Origin of the sequence: Colwellia sp. MB3u-8 (assembly GCF_014076985.1) — a bacterium.
GTDB lineage: Bacteria > Pseudomonadota > Gammaproteobacteria > Enterobacterales > Alteromonadaceae > Cognaticolwellia.
In genome coordinates, this window is the sequence record NZ_JACGVA010000073.1 from 427155 (window position 1) to 448662 (window position 21508).

Genomic DNA, 21508 nt, shown 5'->3' on the forward strand with positions numbered 1-21508 from the left:
GATCAACAAATATAGATGTACTGATTTTCTTATTTAGGCTGGCAATTTTGGTCTTCAAATAATGAGATAGGGTTAAAATGAACCTAGAAATGGGTGAGTTATGCGGCTAAGTAAAGTAGTGGAGTAATTATTTTTTCAACAATAATAAATAATAAAAAAGCGACTATTTACCGAGGTAAAAGTCGCTTTTTTTTTATCACTAAAACTTAATGTAAAACGCGGAGGTTATTTTTTACTTGTTGCTTGGATAACACGTAATTGCGCAACAGCACGAGCTAGTTCAGCTGCGGCTTCTGCGTAATCAACATCATTACCATGTTCATTCAAGTGTTTCTCTGCGCGTTCTTTAGCCTGTAGTGCCGCTTGTTCATCTAAATCAGCGCCACGTACCGCGATATCCGCTAATACAGTAACGTTATTTGGTTGAACTTCTAGCATACCGCCAGAAAGATAAATGATTTCTTCATCACCACCTTTTTTAACGATTCTTGCCATACCAGGTTTTAGTGAGGTCAGCAAAGGTGCGTGACCAGGCATAATGCCTAATTCACCTTCGCTACCTGTGATCTGTAATGATTCAATGCTACCCGAAAATAAACTTTCTTCAGCGCTAACAACATTCAGATTTACAGAAAGTAATGCCATTTGACCTCCTAATAGGTGACTAACTTATGTTAATCACCAGCCTTCATTACATGTTTTTAGCTTTTTCAGCTGCTTCTTCAATAGAACCAACCATGTAGAAAGCTTGCTCAGGTAAATCATCATACTCACCTGCAAGTAGTCCTTTAAAGCCACTAATAGTGTCTTTAAGTGATACATACTTACCAGGAGAGCCGGTGAATACTTCAGCAACAAAGAACGGTTGAGATAAGAAACGTTGAATCTTACGTGCGCGATTCACCGATAATTTATCTTCTTCAGATAACTCATCCATGCCTAAGATGGCGATGATATCTTTAAGTTCTTTGTAACGTTGTAATGTTGATTGAACACCACGAGCTGTTTCATAATGCTCAGCACCAACAACTAATGGGTCTAATTGACGCGAAGTAGAATCTAGTGGGTCAATTGCAGGGTAAATACCTTGCGAAGCAATATCACGACTCAATACAACTGTTGCATCTAAGTGAGCAAAAGTAGTAGCTGGAGAGGGATCAGTCAAATCATCTGCTGGTACGTATACCGCTTGGATTGAAGTGATTGAACCTTTCTTCGTTGAAGTAATACGCTCTTGCAACACGCCCATTTCTTCAGCAAGTGTTGGTTGATAACCAACCGCTGATGGCATACGGCCTAGCAAGGCAGATACTTCAGTACCAGCTAAGGTGTAACGGTAGATATTATCAACAAAGAATAATACGTCACGACCTTCATCACGGAATTTTTCAGCCATTGTCAAACCAGTAAAGGCAACACGTAAACGGTTTCCTGGAGGCTCGTTCATTTGACCGTAAACAAGTGACACTTTATCAAGTACATTTGAATCGTTCATTTCATGATAGAAATCGTTACCTTCACGAGTACGCTCACCTACACCAGCAAATACTGAGTAGCCGCTATGCTCGATCGCAATGTTACGAATAAGTTCCATCATGTTAACGGTTTTACCAACACCAGCACCACCGAATAAACCCACTTTACCACCCTTAGCGAATGGACAAACTAAATCTATTACTTTGATACCGGTTTCAAGTAGTTCATTTGACAACGCCTGGTCAGCATAGGCTGGCGCTTGACGGTGAATTGACCACTTTTCTTCTTCGCCGATTGGGCCAGCTTCATCGATAGGCTCACCCAATACGTTCATAATGCGACCCAATGTACATACACCTACTGGTACTTGGATGTTATTACCTGTGTTTTCTACGTTCAGACCACGACGCAAACCATCTGATGAACCCATGGCGATAGTACGAACTACACCACCACCTAATTGCTGTTGTACTTCTAGTACTAAGCCTGAAAGGTCACCTTCAGTTACATTTAACGCGTCATATACCTGAGGTACAGCATCTTGTGGAAATTCTACATCCACAACTGCGCCAATGATTTGGACGACTTTACCTGTACTCATGTTTAATCCTCTAATCTTGTGCTCTTATTTACTAATAAAATAAACAAAGAACCTTTGCTTATACCGCTGCTGCACCAGCACAAATTTCACCCAATTCTTGAGTAATACTTGCTTGACGAGCTTTGTTGTATACCAATTGTAAATCATCAATTAGGTCACCCGCATTATCAGTTGCAGATTTCATTGCAACCATACGAGCGGCTTGTTCACATGCGAGGTTTTCAACCACACCTTGATATACTTGAGATTCTGTATAACGCACCAATAAATGTTCAAGTATTGCTTGAGCATCAGGTTCGTATATATAATCCCAGCGATGCTTAATAGCGTCATCATCTGACTTAGGCAAAGGTAAAAGTTGATCGATTGTCGGCTTTTGCGTCATGGTATTAACAAATTTGTTATATACAATGAACAATCTGTCTATCTCACCATTATCATAGGCATTTAGCATAACCTTCACACTACCGATTAAATCGGTTAGCGATGGGCTATCACCTAATCCAGAAATTTGTGAAACAACTTTAGCACCCATATTGTTGAAAAATGACGTAGCTTTAGAACCCACTACGGCAAATTCAACTTCGGCACCAGCTGTTTGGTGTTTACCTGCATCAGCAAGCACTTGTTTAAATAAATTAATATTTAAACCACCACACAAACCACGGTCTGTTGAGACAACGATATAACCTACGCGCTTAGCTTCACGTTCAACCATATAAGGATGACGAAATTCTAAATTACCAAGCGCGATGTGACCGATCACATTTCGCATATTTTCAGCGTATGGACGAGAGGCAGCCATGCTATCTTGCGCTTTACGCATTTTGCTTGCTGCAACCATTTCCATTGCGCTGGTGATCTTCTGTGTGTTTTTTACACTTCCGATCTTCGATTTTATCTCTTTACCACCGGCCATGACTATTCTCCGAAAAGGTTAACTAAATTACCAAGTTTGAGTAGCTTTGAAAGCTTCAATCGCTTTCGCTAAACCAGACTCGATATCTTTGTTATAGTCGCCTTTTTCATTGATAGTAGCCATCAACTCAGCGTGATCATTGTTTACGTATAAACGTAATGCATCTTCAAAATCAACAACTTTGTTGATAGCGATATCATTTAAAAAGCCTTTTTCTGCGGCAAATAAAGATACAGCTGTTTCAGCAATTGACAATGGGCTGTATTGCTTTTGCTTCATCAATTCAGTAACGCGTTGACCATGCTCTAGTTGAGCACGTGTAGCGTCATCTAAATCTGAGGCAAATTGAGCAAACGCTGCTAATTCAGCATATTGTGCTAATGCTAAACGAATACCACCACCTAATTTCTTGATGATTTTAGTTTGAGCAGCACCACCAACACGTGATACAGAAATACCAGCGTTAACCGCAGGACGAATACCTGAGTTAAATAGGTTAGATTCTAAGAAAATCTGACCATCGGTAATTGAGATTACGTTAGTGGGTACGAATGCAGATACATCACCCGCTTGCGTTTCAATGATAGGCAAAGCAGTTAAAGAACCTGTTTTACCTTTTACAGCACCATTTGTGAAACGTTCAACGTATGCTTCGTTTACACGAGCAGCACGTTCAAGTAAACGACTGTGAAGATAGAAAACGTCACCTGGGTAAGCTTCACGGCCTGGCGGACGACGTAAAAGTAATGAAATTTGACGATAAGCAACTGCTTGCTTAGACAAATCATCATATACGATTAGTGCATCTTCACCACGATCTCGGAAGTATTCACCCATAGTACAGCCAGAATATGCTGACAAGTACTGAAGTGCGGCTGCTTCAGAAGCGCCAGCTACAACAACGATAGTATTATCTAACGCGCCGTGTTCTTCTAATGAGCGAACTAAGTTTGCAACCGTAGAGGCTTTTTGGCCAATAGCTACGTATACACACTTAATACCTGTGTCTTTCTGATTGATAATTGCATCTAATGCGATTGCAGATTTACCAATTTGACGGTCACCAATGATAAGTTCACGTTGACCACGTCCAATTGGAATCATTGAATCGATTGATTTAATACCTGTTTGTACAGGTTGATCAACAGACTTACGATCGATTACACCTGGTGCTACCATTTCAACTGGTGCAAAACCATCGTTTTCGATAGGTCCTTTACCGTCAATTGGTTCGCCAAGTGTGTTAACAACGCGACCTAATAAGCCACGTCCTACTGGTACTTCTAAAATACGACCAGTACATTTTACTTTAACGCCTTCAGCTAGATCCGCATAAGGACCCATAACTACCGCACCGACCGAATCACGGTCAAGGTTTAAAGCGATAGCAAAGCGATTGCCAGGAAGTTCAATCATCTCACCTTGCATTACGTCTGCAAGACCATGAATACGAATGATACCGTCAGTTACAGAAACGATAGTACCTTCATTACGAGCTTCACTAACTACGTCAAACTGTTCAATACGACTCTTGATCAGTTCAGCGATTTCAGTGGAATTCAGTTGCATACTCTGTTCCCCGTTAGGATTGCATTATTGTTGCTAAGCGGTTCAATTTACCTCGTACTGAACCATCTATTACCATGTCACCAGCTTTTATTACTAAGCCAGAGACTACGTTTGCATCAATGTTACAATTAAGTTTTACTTTTCGAGCCAAACGCTTTTCAAGCGCAGCGCATAATGTAGTTTCTTGTTCTGCTGTTAATTCAACAGCAGACGTTACATCCACAGAAACTGTTTTCTCATGTTCCGCTTTTAGTTCGCGAAACTGAGTAACAACTTGTGGTAGCACCAATAAACGTTGATTTTCAGCCATCACTTTAATTAAGTTTTGGCCATTGCTATCGAGTTGAACATCACAGACTTTCAAAAAAATGTCTTGTGCTTGTTCTACTGACGCGCCACCAGAAAGATAATTCTTTATAGTAGTGTCGTTAGCAACTTGTGCAGCGAAAACTAGCATTTCTAACCAGTTTTCAACTGTATTCGCTTCGATAGCAAAATCAAACGCCGCTTTAGCGTAGGGACGAGCGATGGTTGTCAATTCAGACATAAGCTCATTTCCCTCTAAAGTTCAGCTACAAGTTTATCTAAAATGTCGCTATGTACAGCGGCATCGATTGAACGCTCAAGAATTCTCTCGGCACCCGCTACAGCAAGAATAGCCACTTGTTGGCGCAATTCTTCTTTAGCTTGGTTACGTTCAGTATCAATTTCTGTATGACCTGAAGCTAAGATTTTATCTTTTTCAGCATGTGCTTTAACTGCAGCTTCTTCAATTATCTGAACTTCACGCTTTTTAGCAGCTTCTATAATACCTGCCGCTTGCGCTTTAGCTTCTTTTAATTGTGCTGTAGCTTTCTCTTGAGCAAGCTCAAGATCTTTAGCGGCACGGTCTGAAGCAGCAAGTCCGTCAGCAATAGTTGCTTGACGAGCTTCGATGGCAGCCGTAATCGGTGGCCATACAAACTTCATACAAAAAATTACGAATACTACAAATGCAATTAACTCACCGATTAAGGTCATATTAATATTCATTTGCGTACCTCCTATTTAAATTCGCGGTTTTAATTAAGCTGGAACGCCTACAACGAATAATAGGTATAGGCCGATAGCAACACCGATCATAGCAATAGCATCGATAAGACCCGCTACGATGAACATTTTTACTTGAAGTTGCGGTGCAAGTTCAGGTTGACGAGCAGCTGATTCTAAGAATTTGCCACCTAGAAGACCAAAACCAATCGCAGTACCTAAAGCACCAAGACCGATTAGTAGAGCAACAGCGATATATAACATATTTATCTCCGGTTATTTTAAAGTTAAAGTTAAGTTGAAAATTAGTGATCTTCGTGAGCTAAACTAAGATATACAATAGTTAACATCATGAAAATAAACGCTTGTAATGGGATGATTAATAAGTGGAATGCAGCCCATAAAAAGTGTACTGGCAATTGATATAAACCAATTGTCGCAATGAGTAAAAATATTAACTCACCTGCATATAGGTTACCGAATAAACGTAACGCTAAAGATAGAGGACGAGCTAACATGGTAACCATTTCAAGAATAAAGTTCACTGGATATAAAGACCAATGACCAAAAGGTTGAGTGGTTAATTCTTTGATGAATCCGCCAACACCTTTAACTTTAATTGAATAGTAAATAACTAATATAAACACACCTATTGCTAAAGCAAAGGTCATGTTCGGATCTGTGGTAGGTACAGGTTTCATATAAACATTAGACATTTCGATACCTGATACCAAACTAATAAGCCAAGGTAATAGATCAACAGGTACCCAATCCATTGAGTTCATCAAGAGAACCCAAACAAAAATAGTTAATGCTAGTGGCGCAATTAAAGGATTGTGACCGTGAAAAGTGCTTTTAACACTATCACCAACAAATTCAACAATCATTTCAACTGCACATTGTAACTTACCGGGAACACCAGTAGTTGCTTTAACGGCAACAGAACGAAAGATAAAAAGAAATACTAAGCCCAAAAACACCGACCAACCAAGAGTATCCCAATGAACGGTCATAAACCCTTCACCAGTAGACAAATTAGTTAAATGATGTTTGATATAATCTTGGCTGGTTAATTCAGCACTTGCAGACATATTAATGATCCCAATGATTAAAGTTTAAACAAAAATGGTGTTAATAATGGCAAAGCCACTACTAAACAAAAACTGCTGAAAAAAGCTATGGGCTCTATCGCTAAAAATTTAAAGGCTAGCGCAAACAAAACGGCCGTTAATACTATTTTCAATTTTTCGCCACTATAAAAGGCATCTAATACCTTTTCTGACGATCTTGCTCCGGCATATTTAAATGCTTTATGAGCAAAGACAAAATTAGGGATTATACTGATTGCGCCACCACTTAATACCGAGTGTGCAAACGATAATCCCCAAATAAAATATGTTGCTACACTGCAAAGCAAAACAATGACTATCGAGACTAATATTTGCTTAAAAGCAAATTCTCTTCCTGGCCTAGCTAACTCATTATGAATAAATAAACTCACCAGAAACTCCTACGACATTTTTCGTAATGCTTACAGTTTTTTAAAGATAATTTTACATCTCTAAAAAGCCGTCGCAAGTATACTGAATTACAGCACTAATGCAACAAGAGAGGCCGCTCATTGATGACATTATCTGCAAAATGTTCCCTTAAATGAGTAAATTACGACTAAGGTATAATCCAAGATTAAAACATTACTGATGAATTACAAAAGCAAAAGGAAAAACAGCAAATAATTAGCCATTTTTCAGTCGATCAAAAATGGCTATTCACAAGTTTTGATTATTTGAATCTAAGTTATTAAACCTTGTCGATTTTAGCGGCTTATTTTAAGGTCGCGCTAAAAAGAATTAAAGCGTGAAACAATACCATCAAGTTCTGACAGATCACTGTAAGATATTACTAATTTTCCTTTGCCTTGTTTATTGTGATTTATCGCAACATGTGAGCCCAATTTTTCAGATAAGTTTTGCTCTAATGCCTTAGTATTAGGATCTACCGACTTGGTGACTATTTCTTTTGCCGGTTGTTGTAATTTTTTAATTAATGCTTCTGTTTCACGCACGTTTAACTCTTTCGCTACCACAATACGTGCTGTATTCGTTTGAATGTCATTATCTAAAGCTAATAGTGCTCTAGCATGGCCCATTTCGATATCGCCATGCTCAAGCAAGGTTTTAACTTCACTGTTAAGATTATTTAAGCGTAATAAGTTACTTACCGCCGTTCTTGACTTGCCAACCGCGTCGGCAACTTCTTGATGGGTCAATTCAAATTCAATCAGCAATCGTTCTAATGCGATAGCTTCTTCCATCGCATTTAAGTCTTCACGTTGAATATTTTCTATTAAAGCAATCGCCACTGCAGCTTCATCGGGCACATGTTTTATTAAACAAGGCACGATATCTAATGCCGCTATTTGAGCTGCACGCCAACGACGCTCACCAGCTATAATTTCATAACTGTATTCACTGACTGGCCGGACAATAATAGGCTGAATAATGCCTTGCGATTTAATGGAGTTCGCTAAGTCATCTAAGGCTTCTACCGACATATCTTTGCGCGGTTGATACTTACCAGGATGCAATTGTTCTATTGGTAAATTATGTAATTCAGCATTTTTGCTTGGCGTATCTGTTTTATCACCTAAATCACCGGTTAAATCTGCTGATGGTTTTGTTAATAAGGCATCAAGACCGCGACCTAGACCTCTGCGTTTAGTTTGACTCATAATATTCCTTATTATTATTCTGTAGTGACTTGCGGTGTAGAGGGTTTTTTCGGTTCTGCACGACGTAATATTTCACCCGCCAAGGCAAGATAAGCTTTTGCACCTGTAGATGATTTATCGTAGTACATCACTGGAGCACCAAAACTGGGTGCTTCTGCTAAACGCACATTACGTGGAATAACAGTACGATAAACTTTATCACCGAAATGGCGCTTTAATTGCTCAGATACATCATTAGCTAAACGATTACGAGGGTCGTACATGGTCCGTAAAATACCTTCAATATGGAGTTTACTATTAACGACTGAGGTTAATTGTGAAATGGTATCCATTAAAGCGGTTAAACCTTCTAAAGCATAATACTCACATTGCATCGGTACTAACACCGAGTCTGCTGCGGTCATGGCGTTAACCGTCAACATATTTAATGAAGGTGGACAATCAATAATAATATAGTCGTAGTCTTGATTTACTTTTGATAAAGCATTTTTCAGACGATGTTCTCGAGAATAAACCTCCATCAATCTAATTTCAGCCGCAGTTACATCACTATTTGCAGCAATAAGATCATAAATACCCGTTGTATTTCTACAAACTACGTCTTCAAATGGATGCTCTTCTATAAGTAATTCGTAGCATGTTGCTGGGACTTCGTATTTATCTATACCGCTACCCATAGTAGCGTTACCCTGGGGATCAAGATCGACCAGTAAAACTTTACGTTTAGTTGCCGCAAGCGAAGCAGCAAGATTGACTGAGGTTGTCGTTTTACCGACACCACCTTTTTGATTTGCAACCGCGATTATTTTTCCCACAGGATCCTCAATACTTTTCTGCTCAATTTCATTATGATTTAACTAATTCAATCAAATGGCGTTCGCCGTCTAATTGAGGAACGGCAATAGCATAACTATTTGCAACCGCTATATTACTCGGTAAAGCCGCAATTTCATCACTAGGATAAATACCTTTCAATGCTAAGAACCGGCCGTGTTCAACACTGACTAAATGTTCACACCAAGTTACCATATCGTTTAACGATGAAAATGCTCGACTTAATACGCCATCAAAAGGTTGCTCTGGATGATATTGTTCAACACGTGATTTAACGGGTGTAACATTATTAAGCTTTAATTGGAAAACTACTTGCCTTAAAAAGGTAATTCTTTTGCCTAAACTGTCTAATAATACAAAATTTCGCTCAGGATACAAGATAGCAAGCGGAATGCCTGGTAAACCTGGCCCAGTGCCAACATCAATAAATGACTGACCTTTAAGATGCGGACCCACCATCAAACTATCCATGATGTGTTTTATCATCATATCTTTAGGATCGCGTACTGAGGTTAGATTGTAGGCTTTATTCCATTTGTTTAATAATTCAACGTACTGGATAAGTAAAGAAATTTGCTCTGTTGAAACCTCAAGCGAGGTTTCCTTAATCAGAGCAACAAGTTGGTCAGATAATGTCATAAGGTGGAATCTTTCGTTTATGCTGACTATTTAAGCACTTTTGCGTAATAAGCCATGTTTTTTCAGATAAACCAATAATAACGAAATTGCTGCTGGAGTAATACCAGAAATACGCGATGCTTTACCAATAGTTTCAGGCCGAGCGTCTGAGAGCTTAGCAACAACCTCATTTGACAAGCCTGATATCTGGCTAAAATCGTAGTCTACTGGGATTAACGTGTTTTCATGGCGCTTCTTTTTCGCTATTTCATCCAGCTGTCGGTCAATATAACCAGCATATTTTATTTGAATTTCAATTTGCTCAGCAGCTTGTTTATCTGCGAGTTTAGGTCCTAAACCTTCAATAGCGACCAGATCGTCATATCGAACTTCTGGACGTCGAAGAAGATCCTCTAAATTGTTCTCACGACTTAAAGGCGTTTTCAACAAGGTATTCACTTGATCAACGGCTGGATGATCCTTTTGTAACCAAGTTGAACGTAAACGTTGACGTTCAAGTTCAACATTTTCCATTTTTTCATTAAATCGTTGCCAACGTAGATCGTCAACTAAACCTAAAGCGCGACCTTTTTCTGTTAAGCGTATATCAGCGTTATCTTCGCGTAACAATAAGCGATACTCAGCACGTGAGGTGAACATACGATAAGGTTCTTTGGTGCCTAAGGTGGCTAAGTCATCAATGAGAACGCCCATGTAGGCTTGATCTCTTGTTAATACTAGCTCTTCTTTGCCTTGTACTCTTGCCGCGGCATTAGTTGCTGCAACAAGCCCTTGAGCACCGGCTTCTTCATAACCGGTAGTGCCATTAATTTGGCCAGCAAAATAAAGGTTTTCAACAAATTTACTTTCTAGTGTTTGCTTTAAGTCGCGAGGATCGAAAAAATCATATTCTATAGCGTAACCTGGACGAGTTATATGGGCATTTTCAAAACCCTTGATCGATCTAACTAGATCCATCTGCACATCAAACGGCAAACTAGTAGAAATACCATTGGGATAAATTTCATGAGTATTTAAGCCTTCAGGTTCGACAAATATTTGATGGCTATCTTTATCCGCAAAACGGTGTATTTTATCTTCAATTGATGGGCAATAACGTGGTCCAACGCCTTCAATAACACCGGTATACATAGGTGAACGGTCTAAACCAGTTTTAATAATATCATGGGTTTTCTGATTAGTATGGGTAATAAAACAAGAAACTTGTCTTGGATGATTGTCTCTTGAGCCCATGTAAGAAAATACCGGTCTAGGATCGTCACCTGGTTGTTCTGCCATAACAGAAAAATCAAGGGTTCTACCGTCTAAGCGTGGTGGTGTTCCCGTTTTTAAACGATCAATTCTAAAGGGCATATCACGTAAACGAGCCGCAAGGTTTACACTGGCTGGATCACCGGCTCTACCGCCTTGATAATTATTTAGACCAATATGGATCTGGCCTGCTAGAAAAGTACCCACCGTTAGCACAACGCTTTTAGCTTTAAATTTCAATCCCATTTGAGTAGAAACACCTACGATCTTATTATTTTCCAAAATAAGATCATCACAGGGTTGTTGAAATATAGTTAAATTTTCTTGGTTTTCTAAATAGTTACGGACAAAGTTTCGATATAAATTTCTATCGGCTTGTATCCGAGTAGCTCGTACAGCAGGGCCTTTGCTGGCATTTAAGGTTCTAAATTGTATTGCTGCATGGTCAGCTGCGGTTGCCATTATGCCACCGAGGGCGTCAATTTCTTTAACCAAATGTCCTTTGCCAATACCGCCTATCGCCGGATTGCAGGACATTTGACCAAGTGTGTCAATGTTGTGGGTTAACAATAGTGTTTTACAGCCCATGCGAGCTGCTGCAAGTGACGCTTCTGTTCCAGCATGACCGCCACCAACAACAATTACGTCATAAGACTCTTGATACCACATAAATTACTGACCTTAGTTTTTGCTATTTAATTTTTAAGAGCGGTATTTTAGCGCCTTTTTCGCTTCATGGGAATGATCTAATTTAGGAAAAGATCTAAGCTTGATCCTTAAGTAATATATAAAGATCTCTTTAAAGATCTTATTATTATTACTTATTAAGGTCGCCTTTTTCTGTTGATAAGTCGTTTTTGTTTATATAAAACAATATATTAATAGTCATGTATTCTTGTGATCAAGCTTTGATCAAGTCACTTATAAGCTCTGATCAAAACAGCTACTTATCCACAAGGTGATTTAATTCCATTTCTATACACTGAATAATAATAGAAAATTAATAGCTTTTACCCAGAGTTATCCACAATGGGCTTTTGGGTGGGCTGTAATTGTTAATAACTTATGGGTAAGTTGGTTATAAATGATCTTTATTTTCATATAACCAAGTTTGAGATCGTTCTTCTGGATCTATATCTTGACTCATATCTAGTGTGATCAAAGGTAGGTTTTCATTACAACCCTTTGATAATAAAAGTTTATTTATGTTTTTCGCTGCATAGCAAAAAGTATCATAATTTGAATCACCCAGACCGATCGTTAGAAACTTAACTGAGGATAGATCTTGATCGCTATTTTCAAGATCTGTCACGAATGCTTGAATATTATCGGGATAGTCGCCAGCGCCATGTGTCGAGGTACAAATTAACCAAGTTTGTTTTTCGCTTAATATTTGTGCAAAATTAGGTTGGAAATGTAGTTCTACCTGATGACCGAGTGCGATTAATGTTTCTTCACAGGCCTCGGCGACATATTCTGAGCCGCCTAACATACTGCCAACTATGACTTGAAATGAACTCATTTACTCTTCCTATTAAAGTATTTTTTTCTTGTTATAGATTAAAATTTTATATATTTTTATATATATTATAAAGTTATAAGTAACACATTATTACAATTAAAAAAACATTGAAATATCAAAATAGTTATTCTCAATTCAATATAAAATTTGCTTTGGAATTAAGATGAATAAACCCATTAGTTATTTAATTATTGCGACAATCATACTTTCTATCTCATTTATCAGTCATGCTTTCTCCTCAGAGAAGGTACTTGATATCATTAGTTATAACAAAGAATTGAAAACGGCTATCAGGTTATATCAAGTCAACGATTATAATGAAGCTTTACTTAAGCTTGAAATATTTGCTAAAAGAGGCGATAAAACATCGCAGTATATTGTTGGTAGTATGTATTTAAATGCACAAGGTACAAAACAAGATTTAACTAAAAGTTACGGGTGGCTTACTGTTGCCAACGAACAAAAAACTCAAGCTTGGAAACTGCCACTAAAAATGCTGCACGATAAACTAGCTGTTGAGACTTTAGAAATATTAGCGCTAGAGGGAGAAAAATATATAAAGTTATATGGTGCTAAAAGCCAGCGCTTAAAATGTAAAAATGTAAAAACATTAGGCTCTAAGCAACCTTCGCATAGGTGCAATAAAATTGAGGTTTTTAATGGCTATTATTTTGTTGATGATTTAGATGCAATGGCGATTGATTAACCTATGATAATTGATTATTTTTGACTAACTACGGCTTAAGATTTCATCCTCGAACATGATATTTTTCAACTGAACCTTCCTATTTTTGGCATTAATGTGTTTAGAACAGTGGCCATTTTGGTTGTTATTGGCGTTATTACTGTTCAATAGCTGATAAAGTCTATAGTCAAAATGCTTTTCAAGTTTGGCGTTTAACTTGTCCTTAAGGGTTACCTTAGTTATTAGCTTTAAACAGCTTATTAAGGGGGGGCTATTATTTAATAGCTTTGTCTGAGGGTTTATAGTCTGCCTATCCTAAACCCTATACGGGAATTAATGATAGGCAGTTATATCGATAATATTACTGGGATCGTTATTTTATTTATAAAGTGCGATTTACTCTAATTCTGCGTTTAGTACCAACTTTCTTAAGCTTAAAACTATTCATGATCCCTCTTGTTATTACTATAGGATCTCCCTCAGAAAACTTAGCTCGTTTATCGCCTCCTTTTTCTACCCAAACTTGACCATTCTCTAATTCAATTTCCCATTTTTTGTGTAAATTTTTTCTTGCAGATTTAACTGTTGATGTCATTTCATCAAACTCACGCTCTTTGTTTGAATATAGATGAGCCTGACCGAAGGATGATACTAATTCGGCTTTATCTTCAATTTCTGTCGCTTTTGGTTCGCTTACTATAGTGATATCACCCGCTATTTTTGTTGAATATTTATCAATGTAATCATCAAAACATTGAAGTCTTTGTTTTTCACTTTTTATATTGGCACATTGCACTAAATCAGGCGTTAAATTAGCGGCTGTGACGGCATTACTAGTGGCTCCAATAGCAGCAACTAATATAATTATTTTTATAAACTTCATTTTTCCTTTCCTTGTCATAAAAAGTGTTTGAGTTTTGCTAATTAAATGGGTGAATATAAAATTATTTTTAAAATATAGTGCTAAATAAATTCGCTTTAAGTTAGCACCATATTATTTTTTGCTTTATTTACCAATACAAAAGGATGAAAATATTTCACTTAATAAATCATCATTGGTAAATTCACCGGTGATCTTATTGAGTTCTTGCTGACAAAAACGTAGTTCCTCAGCCAGAATTTCCCCAGCAACATAGGATTCAAGTTGCTCTAAGCCAATAATTAAGTGTTGGTGGGCTTGTTCAAGAGCGACCAAGTGACGTCGTCTGGCCATAAAACCTCCTTCGGTGCTACCTTGGTAACCCATGATATGTTTTAGGTGCTCAGTTAGCTCTGTAACGCCTGCACCTGTTTTTGCCGACAAGGTTATTGTCGGTGTGGCATTGAGTTCACTGTAACCGGTTTTTACTTGGCTAATATCAGCTTTGTTTCTAATGATAGTTAAGCCGATATTAATGGGTAACTTTTCAAAAAACTCTGGCCAAGCTGCTTTTGGATCCTCGGTTTCATCCTGTGCTGAGTCAATCATTAGCAAGACACGGTCTGCTTGTTTGATCTCCTGCCAAGCCCTTTCAATACCTATTTTCTCTACTTCATCGACACTTTCTCTTAACCCTGCGGTATCAATAATATGCAGTGGCATACCATCAATGTGTATTTGTTCAGATAATACATCACGCGTGGTGCCTTCAATATCAGTGACTATGGCGCTTTCTTTACCACTAAGAGCATTAAGTAAGCTTGACTTACCCGCGTTAGGTCTACCGGCAATAACCACCCGCATGCCTTCACGAATAATACTGCCTTGTTGTGCTTTATTTTTTACCTCTGCGACTTGGGTAATGATGGCCTTTAAGTCATTGAGCACTTTTTTGTCGGCAAGAAAATCTATTTCTTCTTCTGGAAAGTCTATCGCGGCTTCCACATACATACGTAAATGTATAGTGTCGTTTACCATCTGATGTACCAGTTTAGAAAAATCGCCTTGTAACGAATGTAAAGCACAGCGGGCCGCTTGTTCTGAGCTTGAATTAATTAAATCTGCTATAGCTTCTGCTTGGGTTAAATCAAGTTTATCATTAAGAAATGCTTGTTCACTAAACTCACCAGGGCCCGCCATGCGTACCTTAGGTAACGTTAAAATTTCTTTGAGCAACATATCTAAAATAACCGGACCTCCGTGGCCCTGTAGTTCTAAAATATCTTCACCGGTAAAGGAATTAGGGCCTTTAAAATACAGTGCTATGCCTTGGTCTAGTGCTTGGCCTTTATGATCTTTAAAGGTTAAATATTCTGCTTTGCGCAATTCAGGCACTTTACCTAATATGGCTTGAGCGACATTTTTAACTTCAGGCCCTGAAACTCTGATGATACCAACACCACCTCTGCCTGGAGCTGTAGCTTGTGCTGCTATGGTTTCTTTTTGGCCTGATGTAAAAGCTAGGTCGGTCATGTTAGTTTCTCAGTTAACGGTTTAGGCTTTAATTGGCGATATTATAAAGCCTTAATGACCTGCTGCAAATGTACACTGAGCTATTGTGTAATTTATTCTGCTTTGAATGGCATAAGCGCTTGATATGAGTCTTGGTATAGGTGAATAAGCGCTGGTTAATGTTATTTATATTTGTCGTATGTTTTCTCCTGCAGTCGGCATTACTGTTTTCTGTGTGTTATTTTTACAGGAAGGAAACAATGAGAGAAGAAAGAGGGATAACAAAGGTGACTATATTAGGATAAATTAAAATAATATCGATCGCTATAAGTTATTTAAAGGCATTTTAAGGTGTTGATAATATTTAGCTAAATAATGCTCTTTAAATTTTAAGTATCAGTATAGCCATTAATTTTATCTGGTATATATTCAAATAACTATCCATAGCCTCAAATTTAAGTTATAAAAAAAGGTAGCCTGAGCTACCTTTTTAGTCGATAAAAAATAACCTTATTTGGCTTTTTCTTTTTCTTTGGCCTTTTCGATGCCCGAGAATATTATCTTCATTTGTGCAATTGAAATAAGGTTACTGACCAACCAGTAAAGTACTAAGCCTGATGGGAACCAGAAAAAGAATACCGTAAACATGACTGGCATATACTGCATTATTTTTTGTTGCATAGGATCTTGCACTGTCATTGGCTGCATTTTTTGCATAATGAACATACTGACACCCATTAATACCGGTAAAATGTAAAACGGGTCTTGTGCTGATAGATCCTGTATCCACAACATAAAGGGTGCATGACGTAATTCAACACTTTCTAAAAATACCCAGTATAGTGCTAGGAAAATAGGCATTTGAATAATTAAGGGTAAACAACCACCAGCAGGATTTACTTTTTCTTTACGATAAAGTTCCATCATGGCTTGTGACATTTTTTGTTTATCATCACCTAAACGCTCTTTTAGCTGCGCCATTTTAGGTTGTAGTGCCCGCATTTTAGCCATTGAGGTATATTGCGCTTTCGTTAATGGATACATACCACCTTTAACGATAAGGGTAATGATAATAATCGCTACACCCCAGTTAGTGACAATAGATTGAATTTTGATAAGCAACCAGAATAATGGCTGGCTGATCATGAATAAAAATCCGTAATCAATAGTCAGATCAAGGTTTTCTTCAATACTTTCTAATACATCTTGGTCTTTTGGACCGACATAAAAAGTCGCTGATGTGGTTGCTGTGCTGTTAGGCTCAATCGTTATTGCCGGAGCTTTAAAGCCGATCACTGCGTCTTTGTTACTAGAGTATCTAGTATATAATTGATTATCTGAAGTTTTTTCTGGTACCCAAGAGGATACAAAATAGTGTTGCAACATAGCAACCCAACCACCTTGAGTTGTAACACTCAGGTTGGCTTCAGCGATATCATCAAAGTCATATTTTTCGTATATATCTTCAGTTGTTGAATAGGCCGCACCGACATAAGTCGGAATTAAACCGCTTGAGCTATCAATTAAAGTGGTTTGCTTTAGTTGTGCATACATTTGTACGCTTGCAGGGCTTGTCGCGTTATTGGCAATGATATATTCAACATTAATGGCATAGCTGTCGTCATTGAGCGTAAAACGCTTAGTAACAGACAAACCTGCGTCATCAAGATAATTTAGATCAATTACTAACGGCTCACCCGCGTTTGCTTGATAAGAAGTGGCTGATGTTTGATAAATAGGTCGACCAGGAATAACACGGTCTAAGCCTTGTGCGCCAGTTAAGCCACTTTGCGCTACATAGCGGTCACGGTCGTTGCGCAATATAGTAAAGGGTATGCCATTACCTTGTTCTGTATCGAACTTAAGTAATTTAGCTTCAACAATGTCGCCGCCGTTAGTATCAATTTTTAGTGATAAAACATCATTTTTGACTGTAATTAGTGTAGCACTAACTACTTTTGTTTCATTGCTGATAGACGTTGCTGTAGCTGATGACTCAGGAACAAATTCGCCGTTACTAGTACTTGGCGTTGTTTGTTGAGTTACTGCTGGTTGCTCAAGAATTGGAGCTTTGTCTGTTTGCCATTGGTTAAATAGCAAATAGGTAACAACCATAAGCGCAATAAAAAGAAAACTGCGTTGGGATTCCATAATGTCTTATTTCTCTTTTTTTGATAGTGGCACGGGATCAAGTCCTCCCGCATTGAGTGGGTGGCATCTTAGTATACGTTTGCCTGCTAACCAACAACCTTTTATCACACCAAAGCGATTAATTGCTTCTATCGCGTAAAAAGAGCATGTTGGATTAAATCTACAATGGGGTCCAAGCAATGGGCTAAGCCAGCGCTGGTAGGCTTTTACTAGTGTAATAGCTACTTTTTGTGGCGTTGAATTATTTTTCGCCATATTTTTTCCAATTGCTGATTAATTTCTTTATTTTCGAGCTTGTCAGTGCCAGATTTTACCATAACGACTATATCGACAAAGGGAAGGTTATGTTGATTTAAACGGAAGCTCTCGCGAATTTGTCGTTTGATACGATTTCGTTGAACAGCCAGTTTAACCCGTTTTTTAGCAATGGCTAGACCGAGACGGTTATTACTATCAGAATTTGGAGTGACGAGTATTGTGATGTGGCTAGAGCCAAAACGAAGAGGTTTTGCGAATACAGCTTGAAATTGACCGGGAGTCAACAAACGTGACTCCCGATTAAATTCATAAGTAACCATAGCGGTCACTGTTCTTTTAACTTAAGTTTCAAGTTAAAAGATTAAGCACTAAGGCTTTTACGGCCTTTAGCACGACGACGTGAAATTACAGCACGTCCGTTTTTCGTAGCCATACGAGCACGGAAGCCATGGTTGCGCTTACGTTTTAATACACTAGGTTGAAATGTTCTTTTCATTACGCTAATCCGTCTGTTGTTGTTGCCCTGGCAAAACAGCCTTCATGAGCACACTGGGTCTAAAAATGAAGCGAAATTCTATATAGAGAAGTATACTTTGTCAATGCTTATTCACTAGCTATTTTCAAATGATCGTCTATGGATCGTCTGGATCACAAATATATCCACAGTTTTATCACAATTTAGCTTTTTCGCTGCAAGTAACTCGGTCATATTCAGTAATAATTAAATAGTATATTGAAATATTTTTTAACACTAATTTGCGATTAAAAATAGGCAGGGGGCCTAATTTAACTGAGTTTACTAAAAATAACTGAAAATAAAAGCCATTTATTGAAAAGTCAATATTGATGTTGTGGATAACTATAGAGATAATAGGCTAATTATAAAAATTAATTTTTTTTACTTTTCTGTCTTTTTACCGTCCATTTGTACCGGTTATTAAATGCAGGGAGAATAGTATTTATCAGGAGTCGGTTGTTGGATCATACACTTTGGCAAAAATGTTTGTCTGTTCTTCAAGAAGAATTGCCCGCACAACAATTTAGTATGTGGATACGTCCGTTACAGTGCGTGATCACAGACAATATTATGACGTTATATGCGCCAAATCGATTTGTTTTGGACTGGGTTAGAGACAAGTATGTTAATCGCATTAATGAACTTGTGGGGATGCAAGACAGTGCAAATCCACCATTATTGCGTTTTGATGTGGGTAGTATCCCAGCACAAAAGACTAATATTCCAAATAGTATTAACCAATTGCAACCCAACATCAGAACGCCAAATCGAGATACTCCACCACCAGAAAGTAATTTACCAAAAACAACCAATATCAGAGTTAAATATACCTTTGATAATTTTGTTGAAGGTAAATCAAATCAATTGGCCCGCGCTGCGGCGTCACAAGTGGCTGATAATCCAGGCGCGGCTTATAACCCTTTATTTATTTATGGTGGTACTGGCCTAGGTAAAACACATTTATTACATGCGGTCGGTAATGGTATTTTACTTAATAAACCCAATGCAAAAATTGCCTACATGCATTCAGAGCGGTTTGTGCAAGATATGGTGCGAGCGTTACAAAACAACGCGATGGAAAAATTTAAACAATATTACCGTTCAGTTGATGCCTTGCTTATTGATGATATTCAATTCTTTGCGGGTAAAGATCGTACTCAAGAAGAGTTTTTTCATACCTTTAATGCCTTACTTGAAGGCAATCAACAAATAATTTTGACCAGTGATCGCTATCCAAAAGAAGTGGATGTTGAAGATCGTTTAAAATCTCGCTTTGGTTGGGGGTTAACCATCGCCATTGAACCACCAGAATTAGAAACTCGTGTCGCCATATTAAAACGAAAAGCACAAGAAAGTCATATCAATTTAGCCGACGAAGTTGCTTTCTTTATTGCTAAACGCTTGCGCTCAAATGTTCGTGAATTAGAAGGCGCTTTGAATAGGGTAATAGCAAATGCTAACTTTACGGGTCGAGCCATCACGATTGATTTTGTTAGAGAAGCATTGCGCGACTTATTAGCTTTACAAGACAAGCTGGTCACTATTGATAATATTCAGCGTACGGTTGCAGAATATTATAAAATTAAGGTGGCAGATTTACTGTCTAAACGAAGAAATCGCTCAGTAGCTAGACCGCGTCAAATTGCCATGGCATTATCTAAAGAGCTAACTAACCATAGTTTACCTGAAATTGGTGATGCCTTCGGTGGTCGTGACCATACGACTGTATTACATGCCTGTCGTAAGGTAAAATCTTTACGTGAAGAGTCTCACGATATTAAAGAAGATTATTCAAATTTAACTAGAACATTGTCATCATAATAATAAGTAAGTTACAAGTGAGTCAGAAATGAAATTTTCATTAACTAGAGAATTACTGCTGAAACCTTTGTTATTGGTTTCTGGTGCTGTAGAGCGAAAAAGTACATTACCTATTTTAGGTAATATACTCTTTGATGTAAGTGGGCAGTCACTTACATTAACAGCTACTGATTTAGAGCTGGAGATGGTTGCTTATGCAAGTGTAGATAATCAAGCAGAGGATGGGAAAGTCACTATTCCTGCTCGTAAGTTACTTGATATTTGTAAAAGTTTACCCGATGATTCTATGCTGACCTTTGAATCTGATAACGATGTTATAACAATTAGCACAGGTCGTAGTAAGTATTCACTTTCAACCTTATCAGCCAGTGATTTCCCTAATATTGAACAATGGCAAGGTGACGTAGAATTTAGTTTATTAAAGTCTGAATTATTACGCTTAATTGAAAGCACCCATTTTTCAATGGCAAACCAAGACGTGCGCTATTATCTCAATGGTATGTCGATAGAAACAGAAGGTCACGAAATACGTTCTGTTGCTACCGACGGACACCGTTTAGCTATCTGCAAAATATCTAATCAAGCGCTTGAACTCCCTGCTCGACAAGTGATTGTACCGCGCAAAGGTATTTTAGAGATTATTCGTTTACTCGACCCAGTTGATGAAGGTGTACAGGTTTTTCTAGGCGCTAATCACATACGCATTATTGATAGCGAATTTTCATTTACCAGTAAACTGGTTGATGGTCGTTTTCCTGACTATCGTCGGGTATTACCACGTAACGGTGATAAAATTCTTAATGCCAATAAAGATGTACTTAGGCAAGTACTTTCTCGTGCATCTATTTTATCGAACGAGAAATTTAAAGGTGTTCGACTTAACTTTGGTCGTACAGAGCTAAAGATAACCGCGAACAACCCTGAGCAAGAACAAGCTGAAGAGGTGATTGAAATTGACTTTCCTTATGAGGAAGTTGAAATCGGTTTTAATGTTAGTTATGTTTTAGACGTACTTAATGCTATTAAAGAAAATGAGGTTAAATTTACTTTAGCCGATGCTAACAGTAGTGTGGTTATTGAAGGTGGAGAATCTGGAGAAGCTTTGTATGTTGTTATGCCAATGCGTTTGTAACA

General features: G+C 38.0%; 23 protein-coding genes. 3 read left to right on the top strand and 20 right to left on the bottom strand.

Annotated features, from left to right (window positions below; translation table 11 throughout):
- Positions 1 to 225: 225 nt before the first annotated feature.
- The 14 genes from H4J54_RS18800 to H4J54_RS18865 form a co-directional block, all read right to left on the bottom strand.
- A complete protein-coding gene (locus H4J54_RS18800; RefSeq protein WP_182136225.1) occupies positions 226 to 645 on the bottom strand; it encodes a F0F1 ATP synthase subunit epsilon in 420 nt (139 codons plus the stop codon).
- 46 nt (positions 646 to 691) lie between these two features.
- Positions 692 to 2077, bottom strand: a complete 1386-nt coding sequence (gene atpD, locus H4J54_RS18805) for a F0F1 ATP synthase subunit beta (protein ID WP_146878249.1) — start codon at positions 2075 to 2077, stop codon at positions 692 to 694.
- Between the two features lie 58 nt (positions 2078 to 2135).
- Positions 2136 to 2996, bottom strand: a complete 861-nt coding sequence (atpG, locus tag H4J54_RS18810) for a F0F1 ATP synthase subunit gamma (protein WP_182192456.1) — start codon at positions 2994 to 2996, stop codon at positions 2136 to 2138.
- 27 nt (positions 2997 to 3023) lie between these two features.
- Positions 3024 to 4565, bottom strand: coding sequence for a F0F1 ATP synthase subunit alpha (gene atpA, locus H4J54_RS18815; RefSeq protein WP_182192457.1), 1542 nt, complete (start codon positions 4563 to 4565; stop codon positions 3024 to 3026).
- A 13-nt stretch (positions 4566 to 4578) separates the two neighbouring features.
- On the bottom strand, positions 4579 to 5112 hold the full coding sequence (gene atpH / locus H4J54_RS18820; protein WP_182192458.1) for a F0F1 ATP synthase subunit delta: 534 nt from the start codon (positions 5110 to 5112) through the stop codon (positions 4579 to 4581).
- Positions 5113 to 5126: 14 nt separating this feature from the next.
- A complete protein-coding gene (atpF, locus tag H4J54_RS18825) occupies positions 5127 to 5597 on the bottom strand; it encodes a F0F1 ATP synthase subunit B (protein ID WP_182192459.1) in 471 nt (156 codons plus the stop codon).
- Between the two features lie 33 nt (positions 5598 to 5630).
- Positions 5631 to 5858 (bottom strand): F0F1 ATP synthase subunit C, encoded by a 228-nt coding sequence (atpE, locus tag H4J54_RS18830; RefSeq protein WP_182192460.1) that lies wholly within the window; start codon positions 5856 to 5858, stop codon positions 5631 to 5633.
- 41 nt (positions 5859 to 5899) lie between these two features.
- Positions 5900 to 6685 carry a F0F1 ATP synthase subunit A gene (gene atpB, locus H4J54_RS18835; protein WP_182192461.1) on the bottom strand — a complete coding sequence of 262 codons (786 nt, stop codon included), beginning with the start codon at positions 6683 to 6685 and terminating at the stop codon, positions 5900 to 5902.
- A gap of 17 nt (positions 6686 to 6702) precedes the next feature.
- Positions 6703 to 7095: an ATP synthase subunit I gene (locus H4J54_RS18840; protein WP_310650104.1), complete on the bottom strand. Its 393-nt coding sequence runs from the start codon at positions 7093 to 7095 to the stop codon at positions 6703 to 6705.
- 339 nt (positions 7096 to 7434) lie between these two features.
- On the bottom strand, positions 7435 to 8325 hold the full coding sequence (locus H4J54_RS18845; protein WP_182192462.1) for a ParB/RepB/Spo0J family partition protein: 891 nt from the start codon (positions 8323 to 8325) through the stop codon (positions 7435 to 7437).
- Positions 8326 to 8339: 14 nt separating this feature from the next.
- Positions 8340 to 9140 carry a ParA family protein gene (locus H4J54_RS18850; RefSeq protein ID WP_182192463.1) on the bottom strand — a complete coding sequence of 267 codons (801 nt, stop codon included), beginning with the start codon at positions 9138 to 9140 and terminating at the stop codon, positions 8340 to 8342.
- A 31-nt stretch (positions 9141 to 9171) separates the two neighbouring features.
- On the bottom strand, positions 9172 to 9798 hold the full coding sequence (gene rsmG, locus H4J54_RS18855) for a 16S rRNA (guanine(527)-N(7))-methyltransferase RsmG (RefSeq protein WP_182192464.1): 627 nt from the start codon (positions 9796 to 9798) through the stop codon (positions 9172 to 9174).
- 30 nt (positions 9799 to 9828) lie between these two features.
- Positions 9829 to 11718, bottom strand: coding sequence for a tRNA uridine-5-carboxymethylaminomethyl(34) synthesis enzyme MnmG (mnmG, locus tag H4J54_RS18860; RefSeq protein WP_182192465.1), 1890 nt, complete (start codon positions 11716 to 11718; stop codon positions 9829 to 9831).
- Positions 11719 to 12127: 409 nt separating this feature from the next.
- Positions 12128 to 12571: a flavodoxin domain-containing protein gene (locus H4J54_RS18865; protein WP_182192466.1), complete on the bottom strand. Its 444-nt coding sequence runs from the start codon at positions 12569 to 12571 to the stop codon at positions 12128 to 12130.
- Positions 12572 to 12734: 163 nt separating this feature from the next.
- On the opposite strand from H4J54_RS18865, the gene H4J54_RS18870 reads away from it, so the two are divergent.
- Positions 12735 to 13277, top strand: coding sequence for a sel1 repeat family protein (locus H4J54_RS18870; protein WP_182192467.1), 543 nt, complete (start codon positions 12735 to 12737; stop codon positions 13275 to 13277).
- A 361-nt stretch (positions 13278 to 13638) separates the two neighbouring features.
- On the opposite strand, the gene H4J54_RS18875 is transcribed toward H4J54_RS18870, so the two are convergent.
- The 6 genes from H4J54_RS18875 to rpmH all read right to left on the bottom strand — a co-directional run bounded on the left by H4J54_RS18875 (position 13639) and on the right by rpmH (position 18532).
- Positions 13639 to 14139, bottom strand: coding sequence for a hypothetical protein (locus H4J54_RS18875; RefSeq protein WP_182192468.1), 501 nt, complete (start codon positions 14137 to 14139; stop codon positions 13639 to 13641).
- Positions 14140 to 14262: 123 nt separating this feature from the next.
- Positions 14263 to 15648, bottom strand: coding sequence for a tRNA uridine-5-carboxymethylaminomethyl(34) synthesis GTPase MnmE (gene mnmE / locus H4J54_RS18880; RefSeq protein ID WP_182192469.1), 1386 nt, complete (start codon positions 15646 to 15648; stop codon positions 14263 to 14265).
- Between the two features lie 489 nt (positions 15649 to 16137).
- A complete protein-coding gene (gene yidC, locus H4J54_RS18885) occupies positions 16138 to 17778 on the bottom strand; it encodes a membrane protein insertase YidC (protein ID WP_182192470.1) in 1641 nt (546 codons plus the stop codon).
- Positions 17779 to 17784: 6 nt separating this feature from the next.
- Entirely contained in the window at positions 17785 to 18033 is a 249-nt protein-coding gene (gene yidD / locus H4J54_RS18890; protein WP_182186645.1) for a membrane protein insertion efficiency factor YidD, read from the bottom strand.
- Positions 18000 to 18356: a ribonuclease P protein component gene (rnpA, locus tag H4J54_RS18895; protein ID WP_182192471.1), complete on the bottom strand. Its 357-nt coding sequence runs from the start codon at positions 18354 to 18356 to the stop codon at positions 18000 to 18002. Before rnpA ends, yidD begins: the two co-directional genes overlap by 34 nt.
- A 41-nt stretch (positions 18357 to 18397) precedes the next feature.
- The gene (gene rpmH / locus H4J54_RS18900) at positions 18398 to 18532 is read right to left on the bottom strand and encodes a 50S ribosomal protein L34 (RefSeq protein ID WP_070375296.1); all 135 of its coding nucleotides are present in this window, start codon (positions 18530 to 18532) and stop codon (positions 18398 to 18400) included.
- Positions 18533 to 19012: 480 nt separating this feature from the next.
- Between rpmH and dnaA the strand changes: the two genes are divergently transcribed.
- A complete protein-coding gene (gene dnaA, locus H4J54_RS18905; protein WP_182136208.1) occupies positions 19013 to 20374 on the top strand; it encodes a chromosomal replication initiator protein DnaA in 1362 nt (453 codons plus the stop codon).
- A gap of 28 nt (positions 20375 to 20402) precedes the next feature.
- On the top strand, positions 20403 to 21506 hold the full coding sequence (gene dnaN, locus H4J54_RS18910) for a DNA polymerase III subunit beta (RefSeq protein WP_182192472.1): 1104 nt from the start codon (positions 20403 to 20405) through the stop codon (positions 21504 to 21506).
- The last annotated feature ends 2 nt before the right edge of the window (positions 21507 to 21508 follow it).

Bases quoted from the DNA above. Each gene is read 5' to 3' on its own strand.
- dnaN (WP_182192472.1), top strand. From the start codon at position 20,403: ATGAAATTTTCATTAACTAGAGAATTACTGCTGAAACCTTTGTTATTG.
- mnmE (WP_182192469.1), bottom strand. From the start codon at position 15,648: ATGACCGACCTAGCTTTTACATCAGGCCAAAAAGAAACCATAGCAGCA.
- H4J54_RS18800 (WP_182136225.1), bottom strand. From the start codon at position 645: ATGGCATTACTTTCTGTAAATCTGAATGTTGTTAGCGCTGAAGAAAGT.
- H4J54_RS18875 (WP_182192468.1), bottom strand. From the start codon at position 14,139: ATGAAGTTTATAAAAATAATTATATTAGTTGCTGCTATTGGAGCCACT.
- rnpA (WP_182192471.1), bottom strand. From the start codon at position 18,356: ATGGTTACTTATGAATTTAATCGGGAGTCACGTTTGTTGACTCCCGGT.
- atpA (WP_182192457.1), bottom strand. From the start codon at position 4,565: ATGCAACTGAATTCCACTGAAATCGCTGAACTGATCAAGAGTCGTATT.
- rpmH (WP_070375296.1), bottom strand. From the start codon at position 18,532: ATGAAAAGAACATTTCAACCTAGTGTATTAAAACGTAAGCGCAACCAT.
- atpG (WP_182192456.1), bottom strand. From the start codon at position 2,996: ATGGCCGGTGGTAAAGAGATAAAATCGAAGATCGGAAGTGTAAAAAAC.
- atpH (WP_182192458.1), bottom strand. From the start codon at position 5,112: ATGTCTGAATTGACAACCATCGCTCGTCCCTACGCTAAAGCGGCGTTT.
- H4J54_RS18865 (WP_182192466.1), bottom strand. From the start codon at position 12,571: ATGAGTTCATTTCAAGTCATAGTTGGCAGTATGTTAGGCGGCTCAGAA.
- yidC (WP_182192470.1), bottom strand. From the start codon at position 17,778: ATGGAATCCCAACGCAGTTTTCTTTTTATTGCGCTTATGGTTGTTACC.
- atpF (WP_182192459.1), bottom strand. From the start codon at position 5,597: ATGAATATTAATATGACCTTAATCGGTGAGTTAATTGCATTTGTAGTA.
- atpD (WP_146878249.1), bottom strand. From the start codon at position 2,077: ATGAGTACAGGTAAAGTCGTCCAAATCATTGGCGCAGTTGTGGATGTA.
- mnmG (WP_182192465.1), bottom strand. From the start codon at position 11,718: ATGTGGTATCAAGAGTCTTATGACGTAATTGTTGTTGGTGGCGGTCAT.
- yidD (WP_182186645.1), bottom strand. From the start codon at position 18,033: ATGGCGAAAAATAATTCAACGCCACAAAAAGTAGCTATTACACTAGTA.
- atpB (WP_182192461.1), bottom strand. From the start codon at position 6,685: ATGTCTGCAAGTGCTGAATTAACCAGCCAAGATTATATCAAACATCAT.
- H4J54_RS18870 (WP_182192467.1), top strand. From the start codon at position 12,735: ATGAATAAACCCATTAGTTATTTAATTATTGCGACAATCATACTTTCT.
- atpE (WP_182192460.1), bottom strand. From the start codon at position 5,858: ATGTTATATATCGCTGTTGCTCTACTAATCGGTCTTGGTGCTTTAGGT.
- H4J54_RS18845 (WP_182192462.1), bottom strand. From the start codon at position 8,325: ATGAGTCAAACTAAACGCAGAGGTCTAGGTCGCGGTCTTGATGCCTTA.
- rsmG (WP_182192464.1), bottom strand. From the start codon at position 9,798: ATGACATTATCTGACCAACTTGTTGCTCTGATTAAGGAAACCTCGCTT.